Here is a 24,849-nt window from a genome sequence, read left to right on the forward strand (position 1 = left end):
TCGGCCGCGGATCAGCAGACTTGTGCGAGGGGACCAAGCTTGTGAATGCCATTGCGCGTACCCCACTGACGGCATATCAGCGTGACGTGTGGGCGGCCAACGCCAATTTCCCGGAAAACCCCCAGTTCAACTGCCAGATCTACGACAGCTTCCAGGGCTCCGCCGACCTCGGCCTACTGGCGGACTGCCTGCACCGGGCGGCCGAGGCGTCCGACGCGTTCCGGCTGCGTTTCGGCGAGGTGGAGGGCACGCCCCACCAGTGGCTCGCCGACGTGCCGGAGGTCCGCACGGTCGATCTGAGCGCCGAGCCCGATCCGGCGGCGGCCTGTCGCCGATGGATACGCGACTCCTTCGACCGGCCCTTCGATCTGCGCGGGGGACGGACGTCCGAACTGACCCTCCTCGTGGAGTCCGGTTCCGTCGTCCACGCGCACGTCAAGGCCCACCACATCGTCGCCGACGCCTGGGGCCTCAACCTGTTCATGACACGGGTCCGTGCCGACTACGAGCACGTCCTGCGCACCGGTGCACCGCTCACGGCCGAAGCCCCGCAGTACGTCGACTTCGTGCGCACCGAGGGCGACTACCGCGCCTCGCGGGAGCACGAGGCGGACCGGGACTTCTTCCGCGCGTCCATGGCGGGCGTCGTCCCCGAGTTCTTCCCCCGCAAGGAGGCCAGCGGCGCCCGGCGCAGCGCCCGCCACAGCTTCGTCGTCGAGCGGGCCCTGGTGAACCGGATCCGCGAGCGCGGCGAGTCGGTCTTCGCCTTCGTCTCGGCCGCCTTCTCCGTCTACCTCTCCCGCGTGCTGCGCACCGAGGAGATCGTGCTCGGCGTCCCGCTGCTCAACCGGCCCACCGACGAACAGCGGCGGACGGTCGGTCACTTCGCCAACACCCTGCCGCTGCTCGCACGTCCGTCGGGCGACAAGACCATGGGCGAGCTCGTGGCGGAGATCCGGGGCGCCACCCGCGCCCTCAAGCCGCACGAGCGGCTGGCCCTGGGCGACGTGCTGCGGGACGTCTCCCTGCACAGCAGCGACGGGCCACGCCGCCTGTTCGACGTGACCATCGCCCACCTGCGCTGGCCGCGGCAGCTGGAGCTCCCCGGCCTGTCCTACGGGACCGTGGTGCAGGCCCGTGCCCACGACACGGACGCGCTGGCGGTCGTCGTCAACGAGCTCGACGACGTCGGCGACCTCCTCGTCGACGTGGACTACGGCTGCGACGTCTTCGACGAGGACTTCCCCGTCGAGGCGGTGGGCCGCCATCTCAAGGCCCTCATCGAGCGCACCCTCGACGACCCGGACCTGCCGCTCGCCGGGATCTCCATGCTGGCCGCCGACGAGCGGGCCGCGCTGGTGGACGGCTGCAACAAGACGGCCGTGGAGTACGCCGCGGACCGGACGCTGCACGGGCTGTTCGAGGAGCAGGTCGCCCGTACCCCGGACCGCACGGCCGTCGTCGACGACGCCACCGGGGAATCGTTCACGTTCGCCGCGCTCGACGAGCGGGCCAACCGCATCGCGCGGGTGCTGCGGGAGCGGGGGGTGCGACCCGGTGACCGCGTCGCGGTGCTGATGGACCGCTGCCTGGCCATGCCGGCCGCCGTCCTCGGCGTACTGAAGTCGGGCGGTGCCTATACGCCGGTGGCCCCGGACTACCCGGCGGAGCGGATCCGGTTCCTCATCGAGGACTCGGGCGCCAAGGCCGTCCTGGTGGCGGGCGGCGGCGAAGCCCACGGGCCGGCCGGCGGCGGGGTGCCCGTCCTGGACGTGGAGGAGCTGCCGCAGGCCTCCGGCGCACCCCTGGAGCCGGCCGCCGGCCCGCGCGACCCCGCCTACGTCATCTACACCTCGGGTTCCACGGGGAAGCCCAAGGGGGTGGTCGTCGAGCACCGTTCGGTGATCAACCGTCTGGCGTGGATGCAGAGCCGCTACCCCGTCGGCGAGGGCGACGTCCTGCTGCAGAAGACGCCGATCTCCTTCGACGTCTCGGTGTGGGAGCTGTTCTGGTGGGCCGTCGAGGGTGCCTCCCTCGCCCTGCTGCCGCCGGGCGGCGAGAAGGACCCCCGGGAGATCCTGCGTACGATCGCCCGCCGCCGGGTCGGCGTCGTCCACTTCGTGCCGTCGATGTTCGCCGGCTTCCTGGACCTCCTGGAGGACGCCCCCGGGCTGGTCGACGACGCCCGGTCGCTGCACCACGTCTTCTGCAGCGGCGAGGCGCTCCCGCCCGCCCTGGTGGACCGATTCAACCGGGTCTTCGCCGGGCGGGCGGCACCCCGGCTCGTCAACCTGTACGGGCCGACCGAGGCCACCGTCGACGTCTCGTTCTTCGACTGCCCCGCCGACCCCGCACGGCCGGTGGGCCGCGTGCCGATCGGCCGGCCCATCGACAACATCCGTCTGTACGTGCTGGACGAGGACGGCGGCCCGCAGCCGGTCGGCGCGCCCGGCGAGCTGTGCATCGCGGGTGTCGGCGTGGCCCGCGGCTATCTGAACCGGCCGGAGCTGACCCGGGAGAAGTTCGCCGACGACCCGTTCGTACCCGGCGGCCGCATGTACCGCACCGGCGACCTCGTGCGCCGCCTGGCGGACGGGGACATCGAGTACCTGGGCCGGATCGACGGACAGGTGAAGATCCGCGGCAACCGCGTCGAACTCGGCGAGGTGCAGGACCGCCTGGCGACCTGCCCCGGCGTCCGGACCGCGGCCGTCACCGACCACCGGTCGGCCGACCGAGGCACCTACCTCGTCGGCTACTACACCGCAGACGAGGAACTGGACGCGGCGGTGCTGCGCGGTCATCTGGCCGCCGCCCTCCCCGGGTACATGATCCCGGCCCACTTCCAGCGGCTGGACGAGCTCCCGCTGACCCCGAACGGCAAGACCGACCGTCGCAGGCTCCCGGCGCCCGAGCTGTCCGCGACCGGTGACGAGGCACCGCGCGACGAGGTCGAGGCGGCACTGGCCGCCATCTGGTCCGAGGTGCTGGGCGTGGAGCGGGTGGGGGTGCACCAGAACTACTACGCCCTGGGCGGCGACTCCATCCTCATGCTGCGCATCCGCGCCCTGGCGGAGAAGCAGGGCATCCGCTTCGCCCTGGCCGACCTGGTGCTCAACCCCACCGTGGCCGGTCTCGCCGGACGGGTGCGCACCTCCGCCGCCCCGGCGGACGCGGCGGAGCCGGCGCCCTTCGCCCTCGTGCCGACCGTCGACCGGGCCCGGCTGACCGGCCTGGCCGACGCCTACCCCGCGACCCGCCTCCAGCTCGGCCTGCTCTACCACAGCCGCGAGCACGAGAACTCGGCCGTCTACCACGACGTCTTCCACTACTCGCTCCGGCTGCCGTGGGACGAGCAGGCGCTGCGCACGGCGTTCGCCCGGCTCACGGTGCGGCACCCGGTGCTGCGCTCCGGCTTCTCGCTGGCCGGCTTCTCCGAACCCCTGCAGACCGTCCGCCCGCAGGTCGACGGCGGGCTGGAGGTCGTCGACCTGCGCGAGGCCGGTGCCGGAGAGGCCGAGGCCGTCATCGGGGCGCACATCGAGGAACGCCGCCACCACGCCTATGACTTCGACAACCCGCCGCTCTATCTCTTCCGCGCCCACGCCCTGCGGGACTCGGTGGAGCTCGTCCTCAGCTTCCACCACGCGATCCTCGACGGCTGGAGCGTGGCGACCCTGGTCCGGGAGCTGCTGCAGGACTACCTGCACGAGACCGGGCAGGACGTGGAGCCCGTCGCGGACGGCCCGCTGCCGTCCGCCGCGCACTATGTGCTCGACGAGCGGCGTGCCCTGGCCTCCGAGGCCGGACGGGCTTTCTGGCGGCACAAGCTCGCCGGGGCGGAGCCCGTACAGTTCGACGGCTTCCGGCCGTACGAGGCGCCGGGCTCCGAGGGCGTCTTCGCGCACCGGGTGGAGCTCCCCGACGGTCTCGGGGAGGCGCTGCGCCGCTTCACCCGGGAGCGGTCCGTTCCCATCAAGTCCGTGCTGTTCGCCGCGCACTGCCTGCTGCTGCGGCTGTTCGGCGGCACCGACGACGTGGTCACCGGCCTCGTCATGCACGGGCGGCCGGAGCTCGCCGGTGCCGAGCGCGTCACGGGCCTGTTCCTCGGTACGACGCCCATCCGCATCGGTCCGGGCCACCGCAGCTGGCTGGACGTGGTGCGCGAGGCCCATCTGCAGGAGCAGGAGGCGCACCCGCACCGCCACTACCCCCTGAGCGCCGTCCAGGAGGACCTCGGCGGCGACACCGTGATCGAGTCGGCCTTCAACTACGTCAACCCGCGTGTCCTCAGCGAGCTGCTGCAGAACACCGGTGTGGAGCTGACGGACTTCCGCACCTACGAGGAGACGAACTTCAAGCTCCTGGTCAACGCGGTCGTCGACCCGGCCGACAAGCGGATCTGGCTGCGCATGGACCACGACGGCCGCGTCTTCACCCGGTCGCAGGCCGACCGGTTCGGCCGTGTCTACCTGGATCTGCTGCGCCGGATCGTCGAACGGCCCGACGAGCCCGTCGGTTTCGGTTTCCTCGCCCCGGCGGTCGCCCCAGCGCCCCGTACGGAGCTGCCCGCCCTGGTCACCGACCGTTTCGACGAGCGGGTCGCCGCGACACCGGACGCGATCGCCGTGGCCTTCGAGGACCAGCGGTGGACGTACCGGCGGCTGGGCGAGGCCGCCGACCGGGTGGCCCGCAGGCTGGTGCGGCTGGGTGCGGGCGCCGGTTCCCACATCGGCCTGGCGATGGACCGCTCCCCCGAGGTCGTGGCGGCGCTGCTGGGCATCGCCAAGGCCGGCGCGGCCTGCGTGCCCATGGACGTGACGTACCCGCCGGACCGGCTCGCGCTGATGGTCGATCGCGCGGATCCCTTCCGGGTGCTCGCTCCCGAGCGTCACGCCGCTCTGTTCCCCGGCGCCCGAGTGCTTCCGCTGGACGAGGCGCTCGCGGCGGACGACGGCCCGGAACCGGTGGCGCTGCCCACCGTCACCGGGGAGACGACCGCGTACATCCTCTTCACCTCCGGGTCGACCGGTGAGCCCAAGGGCGTCGTGCTGCCGCACCGGACGCTGGCCAACTACATGGAGTGGCAGATTCCCGCCGCGAGCGGGGCGGCCGGTGGCAAGACGCTGCAGTTCGCACCGCTGAGCTTCGACGTCTCCTTCCAGGAGATCTTCTCGACGCTGTGCGGCGGCGGCACGCTCCAGCTGGTCCGCGAGGACGAGCGGCGGGACATGCCCGCACTGCTGCGACTCCTCGACCGGGAGGCGGTCGAGCGGGTCTTCCTGCCGTACGTCGCGCTGCAGCAACTCGCCGAGGCCTCCGAGGCCCTCGGCATCCGCCCGGCCGCGCTGCGCGTGATCATCTCCTCCGGTGAGCAGCTGCGCGTCACCGACGAGATCCGCCGCTTCTGCGCCGCGGTGCCGGGAACGGTGCTGGAGAACCAGTACGGCCCCACCGAGACCCACCTCCTCACCAGCTTCACCATGTCCGGTGACCCGGCGGAGTTCCCGGCACTGCCGCCCATCGGCAGGCCCCTGGACGGCATCGACCTGTACGTGCTCGACGCCGACATGCGGCCCGTACCGCCCGGCGCGAAGGGCATCATCCACATCGGCGGCGTCTGCCTGGCCCACGGCTACCTGGGGCGGCCCGACCTCACCGACGAGCGCTTCGTCCCCCATCCCTTCGGGGAGCCCGGCGAACGCCTCTACCGCACGGGCGACCTGGCCCGCCTCCTGCCGGGCGGCGACCTCGTCTGGCTCGGCCGGGAGGACTCCCAGGTCAAGGTGCGCGGCTTCCGCGTCGAACTCGCCGAGGTGGAACTGGCACTGACCAAGCTGGCCGACGAGTACCCCGGTGTCCGCGAGGTCGCGGTCGTGGCCCGCCACCGTGACGGCGCCGACGCCTTCCTCGCGGCCTTCCTCGTCGGCGAGGTGGGCGCGGCACCGGTCGAGGACCTCAGGGCGCGGCTGCGCGGGCTCCTGCCCGACTACATGGTGCCCTCGCACTTCGAGTGGCTGCCCGCGCTGCCGCTGACCCCCAGCGGGAAGCGGGACGACGCACGGCTGCGCCGCACGGCCCTGGCCTCCCGGGTGAGCGCCGACCGGGTGGCGCCGCGCGACGCCCAGGAACGCGCGCTGGCCGGAGTGCTGGCCGAGCTCCTGCAGGTGCCGGAGGTCGGGGTGCACGACGACTTCTTCGCGCTCGGCGGCACCTCGCTGACGGCGATGCGGCTCGTGGTGACGATCGAGAAGCTCTTCGGGGTCAACGTCCCGCTGTCGGCGCTCATCGGCACCCCCACCGTCGCCGGGCTCGCCGAGCGGCTGCGGGAGCGGGAGGCGGGCGTGGCCTACGACCCGGTCGTCCCGATCCGGACGACGGGCAGCCGCCCGCCGATGTTCCTCGTCCACCCGCTGGGCGGCAACGTGCTCTGCTACCTGGGCCTGGCCAAGCACCTGCCCGAGGACCAGCCGGTGTACGCGCTGCAGGCCGCCGGCACCCACCCGGGCGTCGAACCGTCCGACTCCATACCCGAGATCGCCGCCCGCTACCTGGAGGCCGTCCGGCGGGCACGGCCCGACGGCCCGTACGTCATCGGCGGCTGGTCGTTCGGCGGCTTCATCGCGTTCGAGATGGCCCGGCAGCTGCGCCGTACCCATCCCGAGGACGTCGCCTCGCTGATCCTCATCGACCCGATCGCGGTCGCCCCCGGGGACCGGCCGAGCATCGCCGACGGCTCCCTCCTGGAGTGGTTCTTCTGGGAACTGCTGTGGATGGAGCGCGGTGGGCAGACCCCGCTGGAGGCCATCCCCGAGGGCCTCGACGCCGACGGCAAGTTCGGCTTCGTCGTGGAGCGCGCCACGGCGGCGGGCATCCTGCCGGCGGAGGGGTCGCAGAGCGCGGTGCGCCGCCTCTTCGCGATGTTCAAGGCGCACTGGCACGCGCTGCTGACCTACCGGCCCGAGCGGGCCGACGAGGACCTCGTGCTGCTGCGGGCCGACGCTCCCCTGCCCAAGGTGCTCGAACCGATGCACGGTGCGGCCAGCAGCCTCCACGAGGACCCGTCGAACGGCTGGCGGGAGATGACCACCGGCCGGGTCGAGGTGGTCGACGTGCCCGGCGACCACTTGGTGCTTCTGGAGGAGCCGCACGTCGCCGTCGTCGCCGAGCATGTGGCACGGGCCGCTGAACGCCCCTTCCGGGAGGGAACTTCGGGGGAGGGGAGCAGGTAGTACGACGGCGGCTCCGCACTGATGCTGCCCGGCTTCGAGGCCGGGGGCCGGGGGTGACAGTGCGGAGTTCGCCGACGGGCGCCGAGCGCGGGGGAACGACCGCGCCGGCGCCGACGGGTTCGACCCCGCGGTCCGCCGCGGCCTGACCGGGGCGGCGACCGCCACCCGGCGGCCGGACGTGCGGCCCGGAGGACGTGGCCCCGGCGGGGGCCTGGCCGGGGTGACCTGGAGCGCTGGTACGGGATCACCGGCCGACGCTCTCGTCGTTGCGAGCGGCACTCCTCGACCACCACGACTCGGTGACGGGACACCTACGGGGTTTGCAGCCCGAAATTATGCGGCGATGACCGCCTGTTGACCATCAGGCCGATAGTGTCCAAAAAACACTCTCACGCCAATCGGCAATACCCGCCCGCCTTGACGCCCAAACCTTGATCTCCATCTCAGTTCATCCGCCACGTATGCATTAGGCTGCCCGTGGAACTTGGACTCCTTCGTAGTGCGGGGAATGCCCCTGGACGCAGGGGGGTTGCAGTGCCGGTGGGCCTGACCCGGCACTGCCGACTCCACGCGGACACGGCGTACCCCCGCACAACGGCGGATACGTGGGAATTCCTTATCGGGGAAGAAGAGACTTGATGAATGGCGTTGCTTTAGACAACGAAGTCAGCAGGCAGGAACTCGCCCATTTCTTACGCACTCGACGCGAAAGTCTCAGCCCGGCGGATGTCGACCTCCCGAACGGCCCCCGGAGGCGGACCCCTGGCCTCCGCCGGGAAGAAGTGGCGGCACTCGCGGGGTTGAGCCTCACCTGGTACACACTGCTCGAACAGGGGAGGAACGTTTCCCCCTCATTCAAGGTCCTGGACAGCCTGGCCGGCGCCCTGAATCTGGCCGAACACGAGCGCGAATACATCCACCAGCTCGTCCACAGCCGGACCTTCCCGCAACGCCTCGAAAGACGGCACGCCCCGACCGAGACCGCGCTGCAGCAGGTGGCCGACTCGCTGAGCCCCAACCCCGCCTACGTCGTCAACAAGTTGGGTGACATCCTCGGCTGGAACGAGGCCGCCGCCGAGTGGTACACGGACTTCGGGCGCATGCCTGAGGCCCGCCGGAACCTGCTCTGGTGGCTGTTCACCGCGCCCGAGGCGAGGGTTCGGCTGGCCGACTGGCGGCGCGACGCCCGGGACCAGGTGGGCAGGTTGCGAGCGGTGTCGGCCGGTTTCCCCGGCCGGAGCTCCGTCAGCGAGATGGTCGAGGACCTCAAGCAGGTCAGTTGCGATTTCCGAACCTTGTGGGGCGAGTACCGGGTGCTCAACACGGAGCCGCAGTTCCGTCGGCTCCGCCACCCGCGGCGCGGCACGGTCCCGATGCGACTGGTCATCCTCGCCGACGGCATGCATCCGTCGCTGGAGGTCGTCTACCACCTGCCGCAGCTCTCCGGTCACTGAGGGAACGACGACGGCGGGGCCGGGGAGCGAACTCCCCGGCCCCGCCGGGTTCTGCTGCCCGCGGGCGTCAGAGCGGGGACCGCAAGGGCCCCCGCCGACGCGGACGACGCGGCGGACGGGTGCCCGTCAGGAGCCGCGGACGAGGGAGCGCGGGCTGATGACGTGGTCGATCAGTCCGAATTCCAGGGCCTGCTCGGCGGTGAGGACGTAGTCCCGCTCGACGTCCTCACGGATCTGGTTCAGATCCCGCCGGGTGTGCTGGGCGAGCATGCCCTCCACCAGCTCACGCTGGCGCTGCACCTCGGTGGCCTCGATCACCAGGTCGGAGACCTGGCCCTGCGTGCCGTGGCTGCGAGGCTGCTGCAGGAGGATCCGGGCACTGGGCAGGGCCGTGCGCTTGCCGGGCGTACCGGTGGCCAGGATCACGGCGGCCACCGAGTTGGCCTGCCCCAGGCAGACCGTCTGGATGTCGGGCTTGACGAACTGCATGGTGTCGTAGACGGCGGTGAGCGCCGTCAGGGACCCGCCGGGCGAGTTGATGTACAGGGAGATGTCCCGGTCCGGGTCGATGGACTCCAGGCATAACAGCTGGGCCATGATGTCGTTCGCCACGACGTCGTCGACCTCGTGGCCGAGGAAGATGATGCGCTCTTCGAAGAGCTTGGCGTACGGGTCGTACTCCCTGGTGCCCTGCGACGTGCGCTCGACGAAGCGCGGCACGATGTAGCGGCTCTGCGGGAGCATGGCACCGGAGCCGGCGGGGCCGGGTGCTGGGGAAGAAGTGGGCGTGCTCATTGCGCGCGGTCCTCCGGGTGGGGATAGGTGCTGGGTCCGCCGGGAGGCGGGAGGGAGCTAGCGGGGCGTGACTGCGCCCACGCCGGGCAGGGCGGACGTCGACTGCATGACCTCGTCGATCAGGCCGTAGTCCTTGGCCTCCTGCGCGGTGAACCAGCGGTCGCGGTCCGAGTCGCGGGTGATCGTCTCGGTGCTCTGGCCGGAGTGGTGGGCGATGAGCTCGGCCATCTCCAGCTTGGTCCGCTTGAGCTGGTCCACGTAGATCTTGATGTCCGAGGCGGTGCCCGCGAATCCGGCCGAAGGCTGGTGCATCAGGATCTTGGTGTGGGGCAGCGCGAAGCGCTTGCCGGGCGCGCCGGCGGTGAGCAGGAACTGGCCCATGGAGGCGCAGAATCCCATGGCGATGGTGACGACGTCGTTCTTGATGTACTGCATCGTGTCGTACACCGCCATTCCCGCGGTGACCGAACCACCGGGGGAATTGATGTACAGGTAAATGTCGCGGGTCGGGTCCGCTGCGAGCATCAGCAGCTGCGCGGTGATGCGGTTCGCGATGTCGTCGTCGACTTCCTTTCCGAGGAAGACGATCCGGTCGTTGAGAAGCCGGTTGTAAACGGCCTCACCGGCAGGTGCGTCACCGTGTCCGTCGAGGCCGTAAGGCGGCATCTGGTGCGATGCGAGCGGGAACTGCTGAGCGCCCATGTGATTTCACTCCTCATCCTTGCGAGGGTCCCGGTCCGGCCGAGCTCCGTCCATTCGGTGAGCGAAGCGGGAGTGAACACCCCCCACCCTCACATATGGCGAAGCTAACACGCACTCATGCCGGGGGCTGCACGGCTGCCGAATAGTTCGCTGAGAGCGGAGGATCGCACCGTCCAGATCTTCAAGTGGCCTGAAAGCGAGGATTTTTGCGCGTGCGACAGGGCCGACGCCCCGTAGTCGGTGGACTGTCGTCCCAGCAGGAACGGTGCATACAGAAAGAATGGGAAAGAATCGGGAGACGAATCCGGCCAGGTGTGAAGCGACCGGCCAGGTACCGGGAATGGCGACAGGGGCCGGATCCGGAAACGGTGGTCCGCGGACGGGAAGCCGACCGACGTCCATGACGCGGCCGGGGGCGGCCACTTCCGGCCACCTCGGGCGGTCCCGCGGGCGGTCCGCGGGCGGCCCCGGCACCGCGTGGAAGGCTCCCGGTCCGACGGCGCCGACCCACTGCCCCTTCGCCGCCCGTCAAGGCGACACCCCCTCCGGCGCCCTGGCTTTGAGAGGGATCCTGTGTGCCATCGCCGCACGTCAGAGGCGCACCGGCGCGGTCGTGTCGGCGAGGAGACCAGCCCGACGGGAGTCGTCGATCACTACAATCCAGACTTATGAGGACGGTTACCACGCGCACGGTCGAGTACCCGGCCGACGGCCTGACGATGATCGGGCACCTCGCGCTCCCGGCCGGTGACGACCGTAGGCCCGCGGTCCTGGTCGGGCCCGAAGGGCCGGGGCTGAACGACTTCCAACGCCGCCGGGCCGACACCCTGGCCGAGTTGGGATACGTGGCGCTGGCCTTCGACATCAACGGCGGGCGCTGGTTCACCGACCCCGGGGAGATACTGGCGCGGGTGACCCCCCTGCTCGCCGACCCCGACCGCATGCGGGGCATCGGCCACGCGGCGCTGGACGTGTTGCTCGCCGAACCGCGGACCGACCCCGACCGGATCGGCGCCGTCGGCTACGGCACCGGGGGCGCCATCGTGCTGGAACTCGGGCGCGACGGCGTCGACCTGCGTGCGATCGGGACGGTGAACGCGCTGACCACGGGCCGCCCGGGCGAGGCGGCGCGCATTCGCTGCCCGGTGTGGGCCGGAGTCGGGTCCGAGGACCCGATCATGCCGCCCCGGCAGCGGGAGGCGTTCACGGAGGAGATGGAGGCCGCGGGCGTCGACTGGCGACTCGTGGTCTACGGCGGCGCCTTGCACGCCTTCCACCACCCGCCGGTCGACCAGGCCGTGGTCCCGGGCGTCGGCTACCACGCACGGCACGCACGGCGAGCCTGGCGCGACGTCGTCGACCTGCTCGCCGAGTGCCTGCCCGTGACGGAGTGATCCGGTCGGCCACGGCGATTTCGGTCCGCGCATCGGGCCGGTCGACGACGGCCGCACTCCAAGGCCGTCGCGCAGCCCTATCTTTGGCTGATGCGTGAACACCTCATCGACCGCCCGTCCGATCTCGACGTCGTCCGTGAGTCCTATGACCGGGTGGCCGACAACTACGCCGACATGGTCCTGACGACGGGTATCGGCGACATCCGTCGCCATCCGTGGCACAAGGCGTCGATCGACGCCTTCGCCGACAGAGTGGGCGGGCTCGGGCCCGTCCTCGACGTCGGGTGCGGACCCGGAACGGTCACCGCCTACCTGGCCGAACGCGGTCTCGACGTGTCCGGGGTGGATCTCTCTCCCCGGATGATCGAGAACGCGCGCCGTCTGCACCCGCAGTGCCGTTTCAGCGTCGCCTCCGCCACCGACCTCGACCTCGCCGAAGCGTCCCTCGGCGGCGTGCTCGGGTGGTGGTCCCTGTTCAACCTCCCCCGTGACGTCCTTCCTCAGGTTCTCGCCCAGTTCACCCGCGCGTTGAAGCCGGGCGGACACTTCATCATGGCCACCCACGTCGGCGACGAGGACATGGTGCGGACCGAGGCGTACGGAGGCGTGCCCGTGCGCTGGACGACACACAAATGGCGGCCGGAACAGATCGTGGACCTGATCGAGCGGGCGGGCCTGCTTCCGGTCGCCGAACTCCGGCTCCCTCCGGAGGAGTACAGCGGGCCGGGTCTGGTCGTCATGGCCAAGCGACCCGGCTGAGCCGACGGGCCGCCGGGACGACGAAAGGGCAGCACACGGCGGGTGCCGTCGGGCGGTCGGCGGGAGTGGTAGTCGGAGTACCAGCATGCCGACGTTCTGGATACGCGCGCTCCCGCCGTGAAGGGTGATCCCCGAACAGCCGTCAGTTCGAGGGAGCTTCCATTGCAGGATCGCCTTGCCGTCGTCACCGGTGGCACCAAGGGAATCGGGGTGAGCCTCAGCCGTCGGCTGGTGTCGACGGGCTACCGGGTCGTCGCCCTCTACCGGGGCGACCAGGAGTCCGCCGACCTCGCCGCGAAGGAACTGGGCGCCGGATTCACGGCGTTACGGGCGGACGTGTCCGACGCCGACGACGTCGCCCGGGTCACGGAGCTCGTCCTCGATGCCCATGGCACCCCGTCCGTGCTCGTCAACAACGCGGGCCGCAACATCGACGGACCGTTCCTGGAGATGACCACCTCGGACTGGGACCAGGTCCTCTCCGCCAATCTGTCCGGCCCCTTCTACATGACCAGGGCCCTGGCCCCGGCCATGCTGGCGGCCGGCGGCGGATCGGTGGTCAACGTGGCCGCCACCACCGGCATCCGGCCGCGGCTCAACGGAGCCAACTACTGCGCCAGCAAAGCCGGCCTGCTGCACCTCACCAAATGCCTGGCGCTGGAACTCGCCCCGGCGATCCGTGTGAACTCCCTGATCCCCGGAATGATCGACACCGAGGAGATGCGCACGCGTTTCCGCACGGACGAACAGGAATACCGGGACCGGCTGCTGGCCGAGATCCCGCAGGGCCGGATCGGCAGCCCGGAGGAGATGGCCGACGCCCTGGAGTTCCTGGTGAGCGACAAGGCCGCCTACATCACCGGCCAGAAGTTCATCGTCGACGGCGGCCAGTTCATGTGGTAGCGACGCGAACCGCCGGACCGAAGATCCCTCTCTGCCTCAGCACCTCCCCCACATGGACAGTCGAAAGGGAACACCCCATGCAGTCGCGTATCGATCGGTACGAGGAGTTTCTCACCAAGCAGTACCGGGGCGGCTTCCGCAAGCCGGAGGAGTACTCGATCGCCGAGATCACCCCCGCACTCCGCGACCGGATGAAGAACGGTCACTTCAAGCGTGTCGTCTTCACCGGCATGGGCTGCTCGGCCATCGTCTCCGATGTCGTCCGGGCCTTCTTCACCTCCATCGACACCGAGCTGGAATTCCACGTCTTCAACGACTACGACTTCCGCTACCTCATACCGGAGTCCGTCATCGAGGACGAGCGGACGCTCGTCATCCTCAGCTCCTACAGCGGCCACTCCACCGAGCCGCTGCACGTCTTCCACCGCCTCGCGCACGCCCACGACCGGGTGCTGCTGCTCACCTCGGGCGGCAAGCTCGGCGATCTGGGCACGGAGCACGGCGTCTCCATCGCCCGCTGGCAGCTCAGCGAGCCGGACCGCGAGTACCCGCTGTTCCACGTCGGCCAGTACTTCGCGATCCTCCTCGACATGTTCTACGAACTGGGCCTGATCTCCCAGGACTTCCGCGCCGAGGTGGCAGCGCTCCCCGACCACCTGGAGCGCGACTTCACCCCCGCCCACCGTGAGCTCGCCCGCGCGGCCGCGGCCCGCAGCGAGGGCGCCAACGTCATCATGCTGGCGTCCCCCAAGTGGCACGAGAGCCTGCTGAAGCTGGCCAAGATGCACCTCAACGAGATCGCGATGGTCCCGGCCACGCGGAACTACTTCCACGAGTTCTGCCACAGCGAGGTCGCGACCCTCTCCGACCCCTCGCGCAAGCACAGCGTGCTGATCCTGCAGGACGACGAGGACGACGAGTACACCAAGCAGAAGATGGCGAACCTGATCCGGCTGCTGACCGGCGACCTGCCGCAGAACCGCAACATCGAGGTCACCACCATCGCGCTGGACCAGCCCACCTTCATGCGGAAGTACTTCACCGCGCTGGAGCTGATCCAGTACCTCACCCTCGACCTCGGCCGGGTCTACGACACCGACTCGCGGAACCTGATCTCCGAGGCCGCCGGCAACCCCTGGTACCACGGGGACACCATCCGTGCGGAGCTGGCACAGGGTTAGGCAGTCCGCCTCGACCCCCAGGAACATTCGAGAAAGAGGCCCCGGACACCGTGCACGACGCCTCCCGCCCGACGGTCCCCGTCCGTGACCGGGCCCTCCGCATCCAGCACTTCCGGCCCTCGGTCTTCAGCGAGATGCGGGACCTGGCCGTCCGTACCGGGGCCGTCGACGTGGGGCAGGGGGCGCCCGCCATGGCCGCCCCCGCCGCCCTGACGGCCGCGGTCACCGCGGCCGTGGCGAAGGGCCTCAACCAGTACTCCCCGGCGGCCGGACTCCCCGAGCTCCGCGAGTCCGTGGCCTCCTACCGGCGGCGCACCACCGGTGTCCGGTACCGGCCGGACACCGAGGTGGTCATCACCGCCGGTGCCACCGAGGCGCTGTCGGCCGCCCTGCTCGCCCTCTGCGACCCGGGGGACGAGGTCCTCACCTTCGACCCCTGCTACGACGCCTACTCAGCCTGCGCCGACCTGGCCGGCGCCCGGCTGGTGACCGTACCCCTGGCCTCCGCGGACGACGGCTTCGCCCTGGACGAGGCCGCGCTTCGGGCCGGCTTCGGGCCACGCACCCGGGTACTGCTGTTCAACACCCCGCACAACCCGACCGGAAAGGTCTTCACCGACGAGGAACTCGCCGTCGTCGCCGCCCTGTGCCAGGAGCACGGGGTGATCGTCGTCGCCGACGAGGTCTACGAGCACCTGACGTACGACGGGCGGCGCCACCGCACCATCGCCGCCCTGCCCGGCATGCGGGAACGCACCCTCGTCGTCTCCGGGGCGGGCAAGACGTTCAACGTCACCGGCTGGCGGATCGGCTGGGCCTGCGGCCCCGCCCCGCTGGTGGACGCCCTCCTCTCCGTCAAACAGTTCGTCACCTTCTCCGCCGGCACGCCCTTCCAGGCCGCCGTCGCCGGGGCGCTGTGGGACGTCGAGGGCTGGACCGCCGAACTGCGCGAGGAGCTGTCCGGCCGCCGCACCCTGCTGCGGGACGGGCTGGAGGCGGCCGGACTGCCCACTCTCGCCGGTGAGGGCGGCTACTTCGTCCTGGCGGACGTACGGGGCTGGGGCTACACGGACGACGTGGAGTTCTGCCGCGACCTGCCGACGCGCGCCGGAGTGGTGGCCATCCCCTGCTCCGCCTTCCACCACCGCGACGACGCCCCGCGGTGGCTGGCCCGCTTCGCCTTCTGCAAGTCCGCCGAGGCCGTCACCGAGGCGGTGGCCCGCCTCGGTGCGGCGGGGAAGGAGATCGCCAGGGGGTGAGCCGCCCCGCCTTCCGCCCGCCCCACTCGGTTCCGTGTCCCGTCGGATCGACGTCCGGTCGGTTCGGTGTCCGGCGTCGTTGCGCCCTCACGAACCCCCCTCGGTCGACGGGTCGGCCGGCCGGTCCCCGGGCTCCGTGCCGTCGCGTGCCACGAGACGGAGTCGTACCTCCTCCGCCATCGGGTTTCCGAGCGATTCGAGGATCGCGACCGCCTCGACCAGGGCCTCCTGGGCGTCGGCCGTGCGACCGACGGTGACGAGCTGTTCGGCGAGCCGGTCGAGCGAGCGGGCCAGGCCGAGCAGGTCGCCGACGCGCCGTCGTACGTCGACCGCCTGCTCGTACCAGCCGATCGCCTCGTCGGTGCGGCCGACCGTCCGGCAGACATCGCCCAGCCCGTGCAGGGACTTGGCCTCCGTCGGCAGGTCGGCCGTCACCCGGGCACCGTCCAGGGCCCGCTCGTACTCCTCGAACGCCGCGGTCGGCCGACCGAGGGCCAGGCTCGACGCGGCCATCTCGGTCCGCGTGATCGCCTCGCCCCGCCGGTCGCCGATGCTCCGATGGATCGGCAGCGCCTCCCGCTGGCGTTCCAGTGCCTCCTCGTAGCGCCCCATGAGGCGGAGCGTCCAGGCGATGTTGTAGATGCTGTTCGCCTGCCAGTGGCTGTCGCCGATGGCCTGGCTGATCCTCAGCGCCTCGGTGAAGTGGCGCATGGCGTCCTCGTGGAGCCCCATGTCCGACTCCGCCCCGGCGACACAGATGAGGCTCCAGGTCTCGGCCCACTGGTCGTCCAGACGGCGGGCGGCCCGCACGGCGGTGTCCGACAGGACCCGCCGGTGGGTGTCGTGCCGGCGCAGCCGCAGGAAGTACACCAGCGCCACCGGCAGCTTCCAGGCCACGTCGTCCAGACCGAGCTCCACCGCCTGACCCACGGCGGGTACCAGGCTCGGCAGTTCGGAGTCGCACCACGCGAGGGCCGCCTCCGGCCCCGGGAACGGTGTGTTCGCGCCGTCCGCGTGGCGTTCGAGGGGTACGTGCTGGCGCTCGGGCACCAGGACCCGGTCCGCGGCATCCGCCATCCACAGATAGTGGGACAGCTCGCGCCCCAGCGCCTGGGCCCGTACCTCGGGGGGCTCCTCCGCCTCGACCCGCTCCCGGGCGTAGTCCCGCAGCAGGTCGTGGTAGCCGTACCGTCTCGGTCCCGCCGCCTCCAGCATGTTGACCGCCACGAGGTCGCGCAGGACCCGCCGGGTCTCCACCTCGGGCAGGTCGATCAGCGCGGCGGCCGTCGACACGGAGAAGTCCGGCCCGGCGTGCAGCGCGAGGAGCCGGAACGCCCTGGCGCCGGCGGGGGTGAGTTGCTGATAGGACCACGAGAACACCGTGCGCACTCCGCTTCGCTCGTCCGACATGGATAGCGATTCCAGCCGGAGGCCGTCGCCTTCCAGCTCTTCGATCAGTTCACCCAGACTCGTGCCGGCGCCTGCCTGCTGGGCGGCGATCCGGACGGTGAGCGGGAGGCGACCACAGCGCCGCACCAGCCTGGTCACTCCTTCCCCGGTCACGCCTTCCGCCTCGTCGTCGCCCGCCAGTCGGCGGAACAGCTCCACCGCGTCCGACGTGTCCAGCGGTCGCATCGCGACGGGCGTGGCACCGTCCACGGCGGTCAGGGCCCCGAGCCTGCTCCTGCTCGTGACGATCGTGAAGCAACCGGGCGCGGACGGAAGCAGCGGCCGTACCTGGTCCGCGCTGCCCGCGTTGTCCGCGACGAGCAGCACCCGCTTCCCGTCGAGCAGGGAGCGGAAGAGCGAGGACATGGCGTCCAGCGAGCCCGGCACCCGGTCCGCGGGGGCGCCCAGGGCCGAGAGGAACCCGTGGAGGACCTCTTCGGGCGCAAGGGGTGCGAGCCGGTCGTAGCCCCTCAGGTTCGCGTAGAGCTGGCCGTCCGGGTACCGGTCCCGCGCCTGATGTCCCCAGTGGACGGCGAGCGCGCTCTTGCCCACCCCCGCCGTCCCCGAGATCATGACGACCCCGTTCGAGGTGGCGGAGACCGCGTTCAGCGCGGCCAGGAGGTCCGACCGGTCGGTGAAACAGGTCGCGACTCGGGGCAGTTGCCTCGGCACCGGCAGGGTCGGCGCCGAGGGGGCGTCCCGGCCGCCGTGCACGCCACCGTAGATGACCCCGGCCTGCACCACATGGGTGGCGTGGCCGGCGAAGGCATTGCTCCCGTTGTCTGCGGTGCCTGCGCTCCGTGCGTCGCCCGCACTGCTTGTGCTACCTGCGCTCCCTGCGCTGTCTGCGTTCACTCGGACGAGCCCGCCCTTCGTACTGTGGCCCTACGGCGGGGAACCGCCGTCGCCGGGACCTGGTCCGCGGACAGACGGTCGATCGCGGTACGCAGACCGGCCACGAACCGCGCCCCGGCCGGGGCCGGCGCTGCCTCGGCGGCGAGCGCGTCGACGGCGGCGTCGGCCCACGCCGAACGGCGGCGGAAGGCCGCGGCGGCCCGTGCCGATCGCATACGGTCCCGTCCACCGAACGTCTCCCCAGGCGTGGCACCGGCCGGCCGCTCACGGCGTGGCGGCCCGACGGCACGTGCGCGCCAGAGTTCCGCCAGGGCGACCTGGGCGTACAGGCCGTGGAGCGCCTGTTCCCGCGGTACGGGGGCGGTCTGCCACGGCACGGAGAGGAAGGCGGGCCCGCCGTTGTCGAAGAAGACGTACGCGTCCATCAGCGCGTCGAGTTTGGCGCGCTGGAACTCCTGGAGCAGCGCGGCCGCCACGTCGGTGGTTCCCGTGGGCATCGCCAGGCCCGCCGCGCCGAACGGCGGCCGCCGGTGGAGGGCGTGTGCCTGCCGGTCCCCCGGCAGCGGCTGCAGGGGGACCACGGCCCGTAATGCCGTCCGTAGCGGCGCGGCGTAATCCGGTACGAGCAGGGTCAGCTCGCGTCCCGCCCGGCTGAGTGCGACCTGCCAGGCCGTCCACTGCCGGGGGGAGAGACGGTCGAGGGCCGTGCGACGGACCGTGGGGTGGGCCACGGGGGCGTGCCCGGTGATGTCGTCGGCGGGAGGGGCACGGTAGGGGTCGAGGTCGTCCAGGGCGACGGGCAGCCAGGGTGTGGTCAGGCGTCTGACGCCGATCCAGCGGTGGGGCAGCCGGTCCGTCCCCCCGACGCTCACCTCCGCCGTGGTCCCCGCCTGTTCCACCGGCACCGCGCCCAGGCCCGGCAGGTGCGCGAGTCCGTCCCGTACGGGGAGGGGCAGCCGGGTCGGGACGCCGGCGCGCCAGGCGACGGCCGCCGCGACGCCGGCGAGGTGTGCCAGGTCGCGCGCTCCGTCCCCCGCGTCGGCCGGCGGCCCGTGGCCCGCGCCTGCCGGGGCCTCGCGGCGCAGTGCCTGGGCCCGGGCCCACGTCCGGACGAACGGATGACGGAGGACCTCGGCGGTTTCGGCCGGATGGCTGCCGTCCAGCTCTACGAGGAGTCGCCACCCGAGAACGGCCGCCGCCGCCAGGTCCGATGTGCCGCCGTCGCCCGGGTCAAGACCCGCGACGAGGGCCCTGGTCAGGGAAAGCTGCATGTCCGCGAGGGCTTGCGTGCCGTGGACCGTCCCCGCGCCGGCGGCGAACCCGTCGAAGGCGCCCTCGGGCAGCTGATGGACGGGGGGCGGGGCGGGATCCGGGTCGGCACCGGCACTGGTACGGGGACCGGCGTCGTGCGGAACCGCGATTCCCCGCATCCGCGCCGCCGGGATCTCCGATGCCAGCCGCTTCAGATCGGCGCAGTACACGGACGGGTTGTCGAAGCCGTTCCCGGGGCGGAAGCGGTGGGCGTAGAGGCCGCCCCCGCAGACGCGGACCACGGGGCAGGCGAGGCAGGTGGCGCACAGGTCCGCGTACCCCTGGTTGCGGGCGGCCACCCCGGGATGGGCGGCGACGTGGTCCACGCTGTGCGTGAAGACGGACATGCCGGTCGCCGGGGCGCCGTCGTAGGCGGTCTTGAGGGAGTCCGCCTGCTCCCACGATCCGTCGGTGTCCACGACGGCGAGGGCGACGGGCCGGAGTCCCACGGCCTCGCTGCCGCTCGCACCGCCCCAGGCCGCCGCGGTGAGGGCGTCGAACAGACGGATCGGCACGGGCCGGCCGTCGGCGATCCAGCGTGCGTGGATACGGCCGAGCCAGTCGGCGTACGGCGCGGGTGCCCCGCTCGGCCTGGGCGGCGGGTGCGCCCACGTGGCTTGCGGCAGGAGGAAGTCGAGGTGGGGCGGCGCCTGTTCCAGCAGGGCTTCGTACACGGCGATGGGGTCGTTCTCGACGTCCACGGTGCAGAGGATCCCGCCGTAGAGAGGGCGGAACTCCTGGCGGCGCAGCAGGGCCAGGCCGCGCAGCACCGCGGGATGGCTGCTGCGGCCGTTCGCGTACCGACGGTGCCGGTCGTTCGCGGCCCGGTCGCCGTCGAGCGAGACGCCCACCTGCACCCCCCAGGCGGCGAAGAGGTCGAGGAACGTCTTGTCGAGCGTCACACCGTTGGTCTGGATGTGGAGGCCGAGCTGGACGACGTCGTCCAGGACGGTGCGGAGCGTGCGGATCAGCTCGTGCAGGCGCTCGACGCCGAGGAGGAGCGGTTCGCCTCCGTGGAGGGTGAGGCGCACCGTGGGTACCGCGTGCCGCTCCACGTGCTCCGCGATGCGCTTCGCGACCTGTTCCGCGACGGTCGGACTCATGGTCCGGGGTTTCGTCCGCCAGCTCTGGTCCGCGTGCTCGTACACATAGCAGTGGTCGCAGGCCAGATCGCAGGCGCCGTGGACCTTCAGGACGTACTGGTCGATGAAGGAAGGCACTTGTCCCCACCGATTTCGGAGTTGAACGCCGCCATCCGGACGGGGGTCTCCGGGGTGACGACGTGAATGCGGAATTCCGCGACCAGACCGGCGCGATCCGCGACGAGGCTTGCCAGCGAGACATTCCTGAGGTCGGGAAGCGGACGCCCGAGAGGTTCGATGTCGCTCATGGTCACCTTTTCCACTGCGGCTGGAGATGATGGCCGATCGAGTGTGTTCGAGAGTGCTCAGGTCTGCGAAGGGACCCACTGGCCTTACCAGGCTAGCAGCGAGACGTCCTGTCTGTCCCTCTCCTCTCCCATCCCTTTCCTCGGGACGCTGCCGTACAATCGACGGCGTGCGCAACGCATGTGATCGGGTGTCACAGATCGTGCTACGGCCGGTGGCCGCGACCGACGAGCAGAGATTCCTCGAACTGGCGCGTGAGAGTGCGGAGTTCCATCATCCGTGGGTGGAACTTCCCTGTACGCCGAATGTTTTCGCCTCCTACGTGGCTCGATCCGACCAGGTGAATGCCGCCTGCATGGTGGTTGCCCGTAAAGACCGGGGCGACCTCGTGGGAATGATCAACATAAACGGCATCGTGCGCGGTCCCTATCAGCGGGGCGTTCTCGGGTATGCCGTGTTCCTTTCCCATGCAGGGCAGGGATACATGTCCGCCGGAGTGGCGCTCGCCGTGCACTATGCCTTCGAAGTCATGGGACTGAACCGGTTGGAAGCCGATATCCAGCCGGATAACAAGACCTCCCTCGAACTGGTCCGCCGGCTCGGTTTCCGGAGGGAGGGCCTCTCGCCGGGCTTCATCAGGATCGCCGGGGTGTGGCGAGACCACGAGCGCTGGGCCATCACGTCGGACATGCCCCTGCCGTCCGTGCACGGGGGCGGAGGATGGGACGGAAACGGGGGCGGAGGCGCGGCGTGAGAACGGAGCGGGATCACCCCATCGTCAGGCCACCATGGATCTCGCCCGTCTGCACGACGTTCTTCGCCTGGCCGTGAAAGGAGTTGGCGACGCCACCGGCCGCCGCCTGGTTCCACAGCGTCTCGCACTCCTGCCGGAACGACGGGTCCCGCGTGAACTCCTCGTCCAGCGCGGTCGCGATCTCGGCCTCCGCCTCGGGCACGACCTCGCGACCCGCGAAGCGCTCCCTGACGCGCCGCCACAGCGTGGGCAGGGCCACTCCGGCGGACTCACCCGCTCCGGTGGCGACCCCGGCCGCGAGGGCCCCGGCGATGGCGAGGGACAAGGGATCCATGAACGACCTCCACTCGGCAGGCACGGCGCGCCCCGTCCATCATGGAGCCGCGGACGCGCGCGCACCATAGGGCTGGGACGGGGAGGGCGGGCACGTGCCGCTTCCACGCGCACCTCAGGTCACATGCCTCACAACCCACCCTGATATCTCACCAGTTGGGGTCCAGCACGAGGGGGACGTCTTCGGGGTCGACCATCCAGGCGTCGAACTCCTCAGGGGTGAGGTGGAGGGGGACACCCGCATGCTCGGCGGTGACAGCGGCCAGGGAGAACAGGGCGCGGGCGGGGTCGGTGCCGGTGAGGTGGTCGCGGACAGGGGTGAGCTCGGGCAGCACGGTGATGCCGGTGCGAGTGCTCGGGCCCAGTGAGGCGGATGCGGTGGCCAGCAGGCCGGTGGTCAGGGAGGCCGCGAGGAGTTCGTGTTCGAGAGAGTGCGTCCCGGCGCTGCGGGTGCCCCGGGCGATGACGACGGCCGCCTGCAGACCCTGGACGATGACGGTTCCGGCGGCCTGGCCCACGAGCCCGCCGACCAGCGCTCCGACGACGGGGACGGGGATCACGCTCTGGGCGACGGCGCCGCAGGCCCAGGTGAGGGAAGCGCGCAGGGCGGCCTCGCCGCTCCGCGCGGCGAACTCCTGGCCGTCGATGCGCCCTTGCGCGAGCTGGAGGCCGGCTTCGGCGACGGCGAAGGCCGCCGTCGCGGTGGCGGTCGCGAGCTCGCCGCCGCCGAAGGCGGCAGGCAGACGACCCGCGCGGCCCGCGGTGCGGACCAGCGAGCCAAGGCCCGCCAGGGAGCCCGAACGGGCTGCGTCGCGGGCCGCCGCCGCGGCCGCGGTGACGGCGGCCTGGGCGGCTGACGTCTCCCCGGCCCGGATACGCCCGAGCTGCGCGGCGGCCGTGACGGCGGCGGAGACCGCGGCGCCTGCCGCCGCCCCCGTGACGGCGGCCGCGGCGGCCTCCCGGCCCACCGTCCTGCGTACCTGGCCGCGCATCCACTTCTCGGGGTCGACGGCATGGCGGTGAGCGTCGGCCAGATCCACCGGCTTCGAGGCGATGTCGCCGTAGGCGATGGAATCGCCGAGGTGCGCGCGGGCGTCGGCGTAGTCGGCAAAGCCGAGCCCGTCCGGGTTCATGGCGAGGCGCCGCTCAAGGAGGCTGTCGACGGCGGCCAGTCTGTCCCCGGCCACCAGGCGCGTCATCCCCGTGTAGTGGCCGCGTCGAATCTGATATCCGGTGCCGTACACCGAATCCATCAGCTTGGCCTGCACCTGACCGACCGTCTGTGTCCCCTCGACGAGCAGGATGTCGGCGGCGGCCGTGGAGGACCCTCCGGCCGCCCACTCCGTGACCACCGCCCGCACGCCGGATCCCGCCCGGGCCGCGGCCTGATTGAACGAGAGCGCGTGCTCCACCTCGAAGAGATGGCCGGCCCGCTGGGCGTTGGCGATGGCCCCGTAGCGCCGGGCGAGGCGCTGCACGGTCTCCCTGGTGTCCAACGTCTCCATCGTCGCGGCGGCGAACCCCCGGGTCGCCGAATCCGCCGCCCACCACGCCACGGCGGCCCCGGCCCACCGTGTGGTGGGCGACGCGGTGGGCGGAACGGTCGGCGACGTGGTGAACGGCGCGGTGGGCGGGACTGTGAACGCCGCACGGTCGGCTCCCACGGACCCCTCCGTGGCGCTGTCGCTCACGCTGCCGCTTCCAGTGCCGCCAGCCGTACCCGGGCGTCGGCGACCACCCGGCCCGAGAGCTCGCTGACGCGGCCGTCCTCACCGGCCGGTGGCGCTCCCATCACCGCGACCGTGGCCACGGCGAGGTCGAACATCTCCTTCGTCAAGGCCCGTGCGCCGGGACCGTACGACGCGTAGTCGTCGCAGCGTTCCACCAGTTCGGCGAAGGCCGCCTGTCGGACCTGCATGGCCCGGCCCAGGTCGTTGAGGACCAGGCGGATCTCGCGGCTGCGTCGGAACACCGCCGACAGCTCCGTCCGGGCCTTCCTCAGCTCCCGGTCGGCCTCGGCCAGCCGACGGGCGAACGCCCGCTGTTCGTCCTTCGCCGCGCGGCCGCGCCACTCCAGCAGGACTCCCGCCGCGAGCAGCGCCGGGCCGGCCACCAGGGCGGTCATCACCAGCGTGCCCGCCGCGACACCGCCGCCCCCGGCCGCCAGGGACCCTCCGCCCAGCCAGGCAAGGGTGGCGCTGGTGGCAGCCGCCCCGGAAAGCCCTGAAATCGCCGCACCCGTCGACGCCGTCGCGAAGGCCCCCACCGCCACGTACGTCACGGCCCCCACACCCGCGCCGGCGGCGGCGCCCCCGGCGAGCGAGGCCACCGCCGTGAGCGCCACGTGCTGCAGCTCGCGCAGTGCCACGTCCGATACCCCGGCATCGGCCGGGTCCACGGGCGCCAGCTCCGCCAGGTCCACCTGTTTGAGCCGCGCGAAGACCTGCTGGAAGGGAACCAGAGCCTCGTCGTAGGCAGTTCGGCGGCGCGCGTCCTGCGCCTCGCTCTCCTGCCGGATGTGTCGCTCCAGCTTCTTGCGCCGCTGCGTGAGCTTCTCGAACCGCTGCTTGTTCCTGTGTGCGATCCGTACCGCTCCGACCATGGCCACCGGCATCTCGGGCCTCCCCTCCCCCAGGCACAGCCGACAAGGCGGCGCGCGCCCTCAAGTTACACAAACCGTGAGGGCATGCCACCCGATGAGCACAGCGTGAGAGGAATCGACACTTCCTGCGCGCTTACGGCGTGTTTGTGTCCGAGCCGCCGCCGAGCTGTCCGGAGCCTTGTACGTCGGGTACCTCTCCGATCCCGAAGAACCGTGCGCACGGGTCCGCTACGCCGCCGCACTCACCCGGCTCGGCCCGCCGGCCGTGGATCCAGCCACCGGCCGTACGTACCTCCGGATCCTGACGACCCCGGAACAGGCCCTTGATCTCTTCGACTGGGGCCCGTCCGCGATCGAGCAGCTCGCCGCCGTCCGCCACGCCCGAGACCGCCTCGGCCTCCCCCACGCCCGGCGCGGGCCCGTCACCGAACTCAGCGGGCCCACCACCTGGTGACCGGGGCCGGGTCCGGGCGTGGGG

Annotated in this window: 17 protein-coding genes; 9 read left to right on the forward strand and 8 right to left on the reverse strand. The window is 71.5% G+C overall.

The window, feature by feature from the left end:
- Nucleotides 1–41: 41 nt before the first annotated feature.
- A complete protein-coding gene (locus OG259_RS02745; protein ID WP_328940697.1) occupies nt 42–7,232 on the forward strand; it encodes a non-ribosomal peptide synthetase in 7,191 nt (2,396 codons plus the stop codon).
- Nucleotides 7,233–7,870: 638 nt separating this feature from the next.
- The gene (locus OG259_RS02750) at nt 7,871–8,686 is read left to right on the forward strand and encodes a helix-turn-helix domain-containing protein (protein WP_328940698.1); all 816 of its coding nucleotides are present in this window, start codon (nt 7,871–7,873) and stop codon (nt 8,684–8,686) included.
- A 126-nt stretch (nt 8,687–8,812) separates the two neighbouring features.
- Here OG259_RS02750 and OG259_RS02755 read toward each other — a convergent pair whose 3' ends face one another.
- On the reverse strand, nt 8,813–9,481 hold the full coding sequence (locus OG259_RS02755) for an ATP-dependent Clp protease proteolytic subunit (RefSeq protein ID WP_328940699.1): 669 nt from the start codon (nt 9,479–9,481) through the stop codon (nt 8,813–8,815).
- A 57-nt stretch (nt 9,482–9,538) separates the two neighbouring features.
- Complete coding sequence (locus OG259_RS02760; protein WP_328946970.1) at nt 9,539–10,147, reverse strand: ATP-dependent Clp protease proteolytic subunit; 609 nt, start codon at nt 10,145–10,147, stop codon at nt 9,539–9,541.
- A 704-nt stretch (nt 10,148–10,851) separates the two neighbouring features.
- Here OG259_RS02760 and OG259_RS02765 point away from each other — a divergent pair.
- The 5 genes from OG259_RS02765 (at nt 10,852) to OG259_RS02785 (ending at nt 15,679) form a co-directional block, all read left to right on the forward strand.
- On the forward strand, nt 10,852–11,577 hold the full coding sequence (locus OG259_RS02765) for a dienelactone hydrolase family protein (protein ID WP_328940700.1): 726 nt from the start codon (nt 10,852–10,854) through the stop codon (nt 11,575–11,577).
- A 90-nt stretch (nt 11,578–11,667) separates the two neighbouring features.
- On the forward strand, nt 11,668–12,336 hold the full coding sequence (locus tag OG259_RS02770; protein ID WP_328940701.1) for a class I SAM-dependent methyltransferase: 669 nt from the start codon (nt 11,668–11,670) through the stop codon (nt 12,334–12,336).
- A gap of 162 nt (nt 12,337–12,498) precedes the next feature.
- Nucleotides 12,499–13,239, forward strand: a complete 741-nt coding sequence (locus tag OG259_RS02775; protein ID WP_328940702.1) for an SDR family NAD(P)-dependent oxidoreductase — start codon at nt 12,499–12,501, stop codon at nt 13,237–13,239.
- A gap of 77 nt (nt 13,240–13,316) precedes the next feature.
- Entirely contained in the window at nt 13,317–14,420 is a 1,104-nt protein-coding gene (locus OG259_RS02780; protein ID WP_328940703.1) for an SIS domain-containing protein, read from the forward strand.
- Nucleotides 14,421–14,470: 50 nt separating this feature from the next.
- On the forward strand, nt 14,471–15,679 hold the full coding sequence (locus OG259_RS02785) for an aminotransferase class I/II-fold pyridoxal phosphate-dependent enzyme (protein WP_328940704.1): 1,209 nt from the start codon (nt 14,471–14,473) through the stop codon (nt 15,677–15,679).
- An 87-nt stretch (nt 15,680–15,766) separates the two neighbouring features.
- Here OG259_RS02785 and OG259_RS02790 read toward each other — a convergent pair whose 3' ends face one another.
- The 3 genes from OG259_RS02790 to OG259_RS02800 all read right to left on the reverse strand — a co-directional run bounded on the left by OG259_RS02790 (nt 15,767) and on the right by OG259_RS02800 (nt 20,684).
- Nucleotides 15,767–17,872: an ATP-binding protein gene (locus OG259_RS02790; RefSeq protein ID WP_328940705.1), complete on the reverse strand. Its 2,106-nt coding sequence runs from the start codon at nt 17,870–17,872 to the stop codon at nt 15,767–15,769.
- A gap of 107 nt (nt 17,873–17,979) precedes the next feature.
- Nucleotides 17,980–20,514 (reverse strand): FxsB family cyclophane-forming radical SAM/SPASM peptide maturase, encoded by a 2,535-nt coding sequence (locus OG259_RS02795; RefSeq protein WP_328940706.1) that lies wholly within the window; start codon nt 20,512–20,514, stop codon nt 17,980–17,982.
- A complete protein-coding gene (locus OG259_RS02800) occupies nt 20,484–20,684 on the reverse strand; it encodes a hypothetical protein (RefSeq protein ID WP_266900062.1) in 201 nt (66 codons plus the stop codon). The genes OG259_RS02795 and OG259_RS02800 overlap by 31 nt, the downstream gene beginning before the upstream one ends.
- 167 nt (nt 20,685–20,851) lie before the next feature.
- On the opposite strand from OG259_RS02800, the gene OG259_RS02805 reads away from it, so the two are divergent.
- On the forward strand, nt 20,852–21,436 hold the full coding sequence (locus OG259_RS02805) for a GNAT family N-acetyltransferase (protein WP_328940707.1): 585 nt from the start codon (nt 20,852–20,854) through the stop codon (nt 21,434–21,436).
- A gap of 13 nt (nt 21,437–21,449) precedes the next feature.
- Here the strand turns inward: OG259_RS02805 and OG259_RS02810 are convergent, their stop codons facing one another.
- The 3 genes from OG259_RS02810 to OG259_RS02820 all read right to left on the reverse strand — a co-directional run bounded on the left by OG259_RS02810 (nt 21,450) and on the right by OG259_RS02820 (nt 24,383).
- Nucleotides 21,450–21,770 carry a hypothetical protein gene (locus tag OG259_RS02810; protein WP_328940708.1) on the reverse strand — a complete coding sequence of 107 codons (321 nt, stop codon included), beginning with the start codon at nt 21,768–21,770 and terminating at the stop codon, nt 21,450–21,452.
- A gap of 148 nt (nt 21,771–21,918) precedes the next feature.
- Nucleotides 21,919–23,433 (reverse strand): hypothetical protein, encoded by a 1,515-nt coding sequence (locus OG259_RS02815; RefSeq protein WP_328940709.1) that lies wholly within the window; start codon nt 23,431–23,433, stop codon nt 21,919–21,921.
- Between the two features lie 23 nt (nt 23,434–23,456).
- Nucleotides 23,457–24,383, reverse strand: a complete 927-nt coding sequence (locus OG259_RS02820) for a hypothetical protein (protein WP_328940710.1) — start codon at nt 24,381–24,383, stop codon at nt 23,457–23,459.
- 166 nt (nt 24,384–24,549) lie between these two features.
- Here OG259_RS02820 and OG259_RS02825 point away from each other — a divergent pair, with 166 nt between their 5' ends.
- Complete coding sequence (locus OG259_RS02825) at nt 24,550–24,825, forward strand: hypothetical protein (RefSeq protein WP_328940711.1); 276 nt, start codon at nt 24,550–24,552, stop codon at nt 24,823–24,825.
- Nucleotides 24,826–24,849 lie beyond the last annotated feature (24 nt).

The sequence above is a fragment of the Streptomyces sp. NBC_00250 genome (genome assembly GCF_036192275.1).
Lineage (GTDB): Bacteria > Actinomycetota > Actinomycetes > Streptomycetales > Streptomycetaceae > Streptomyces.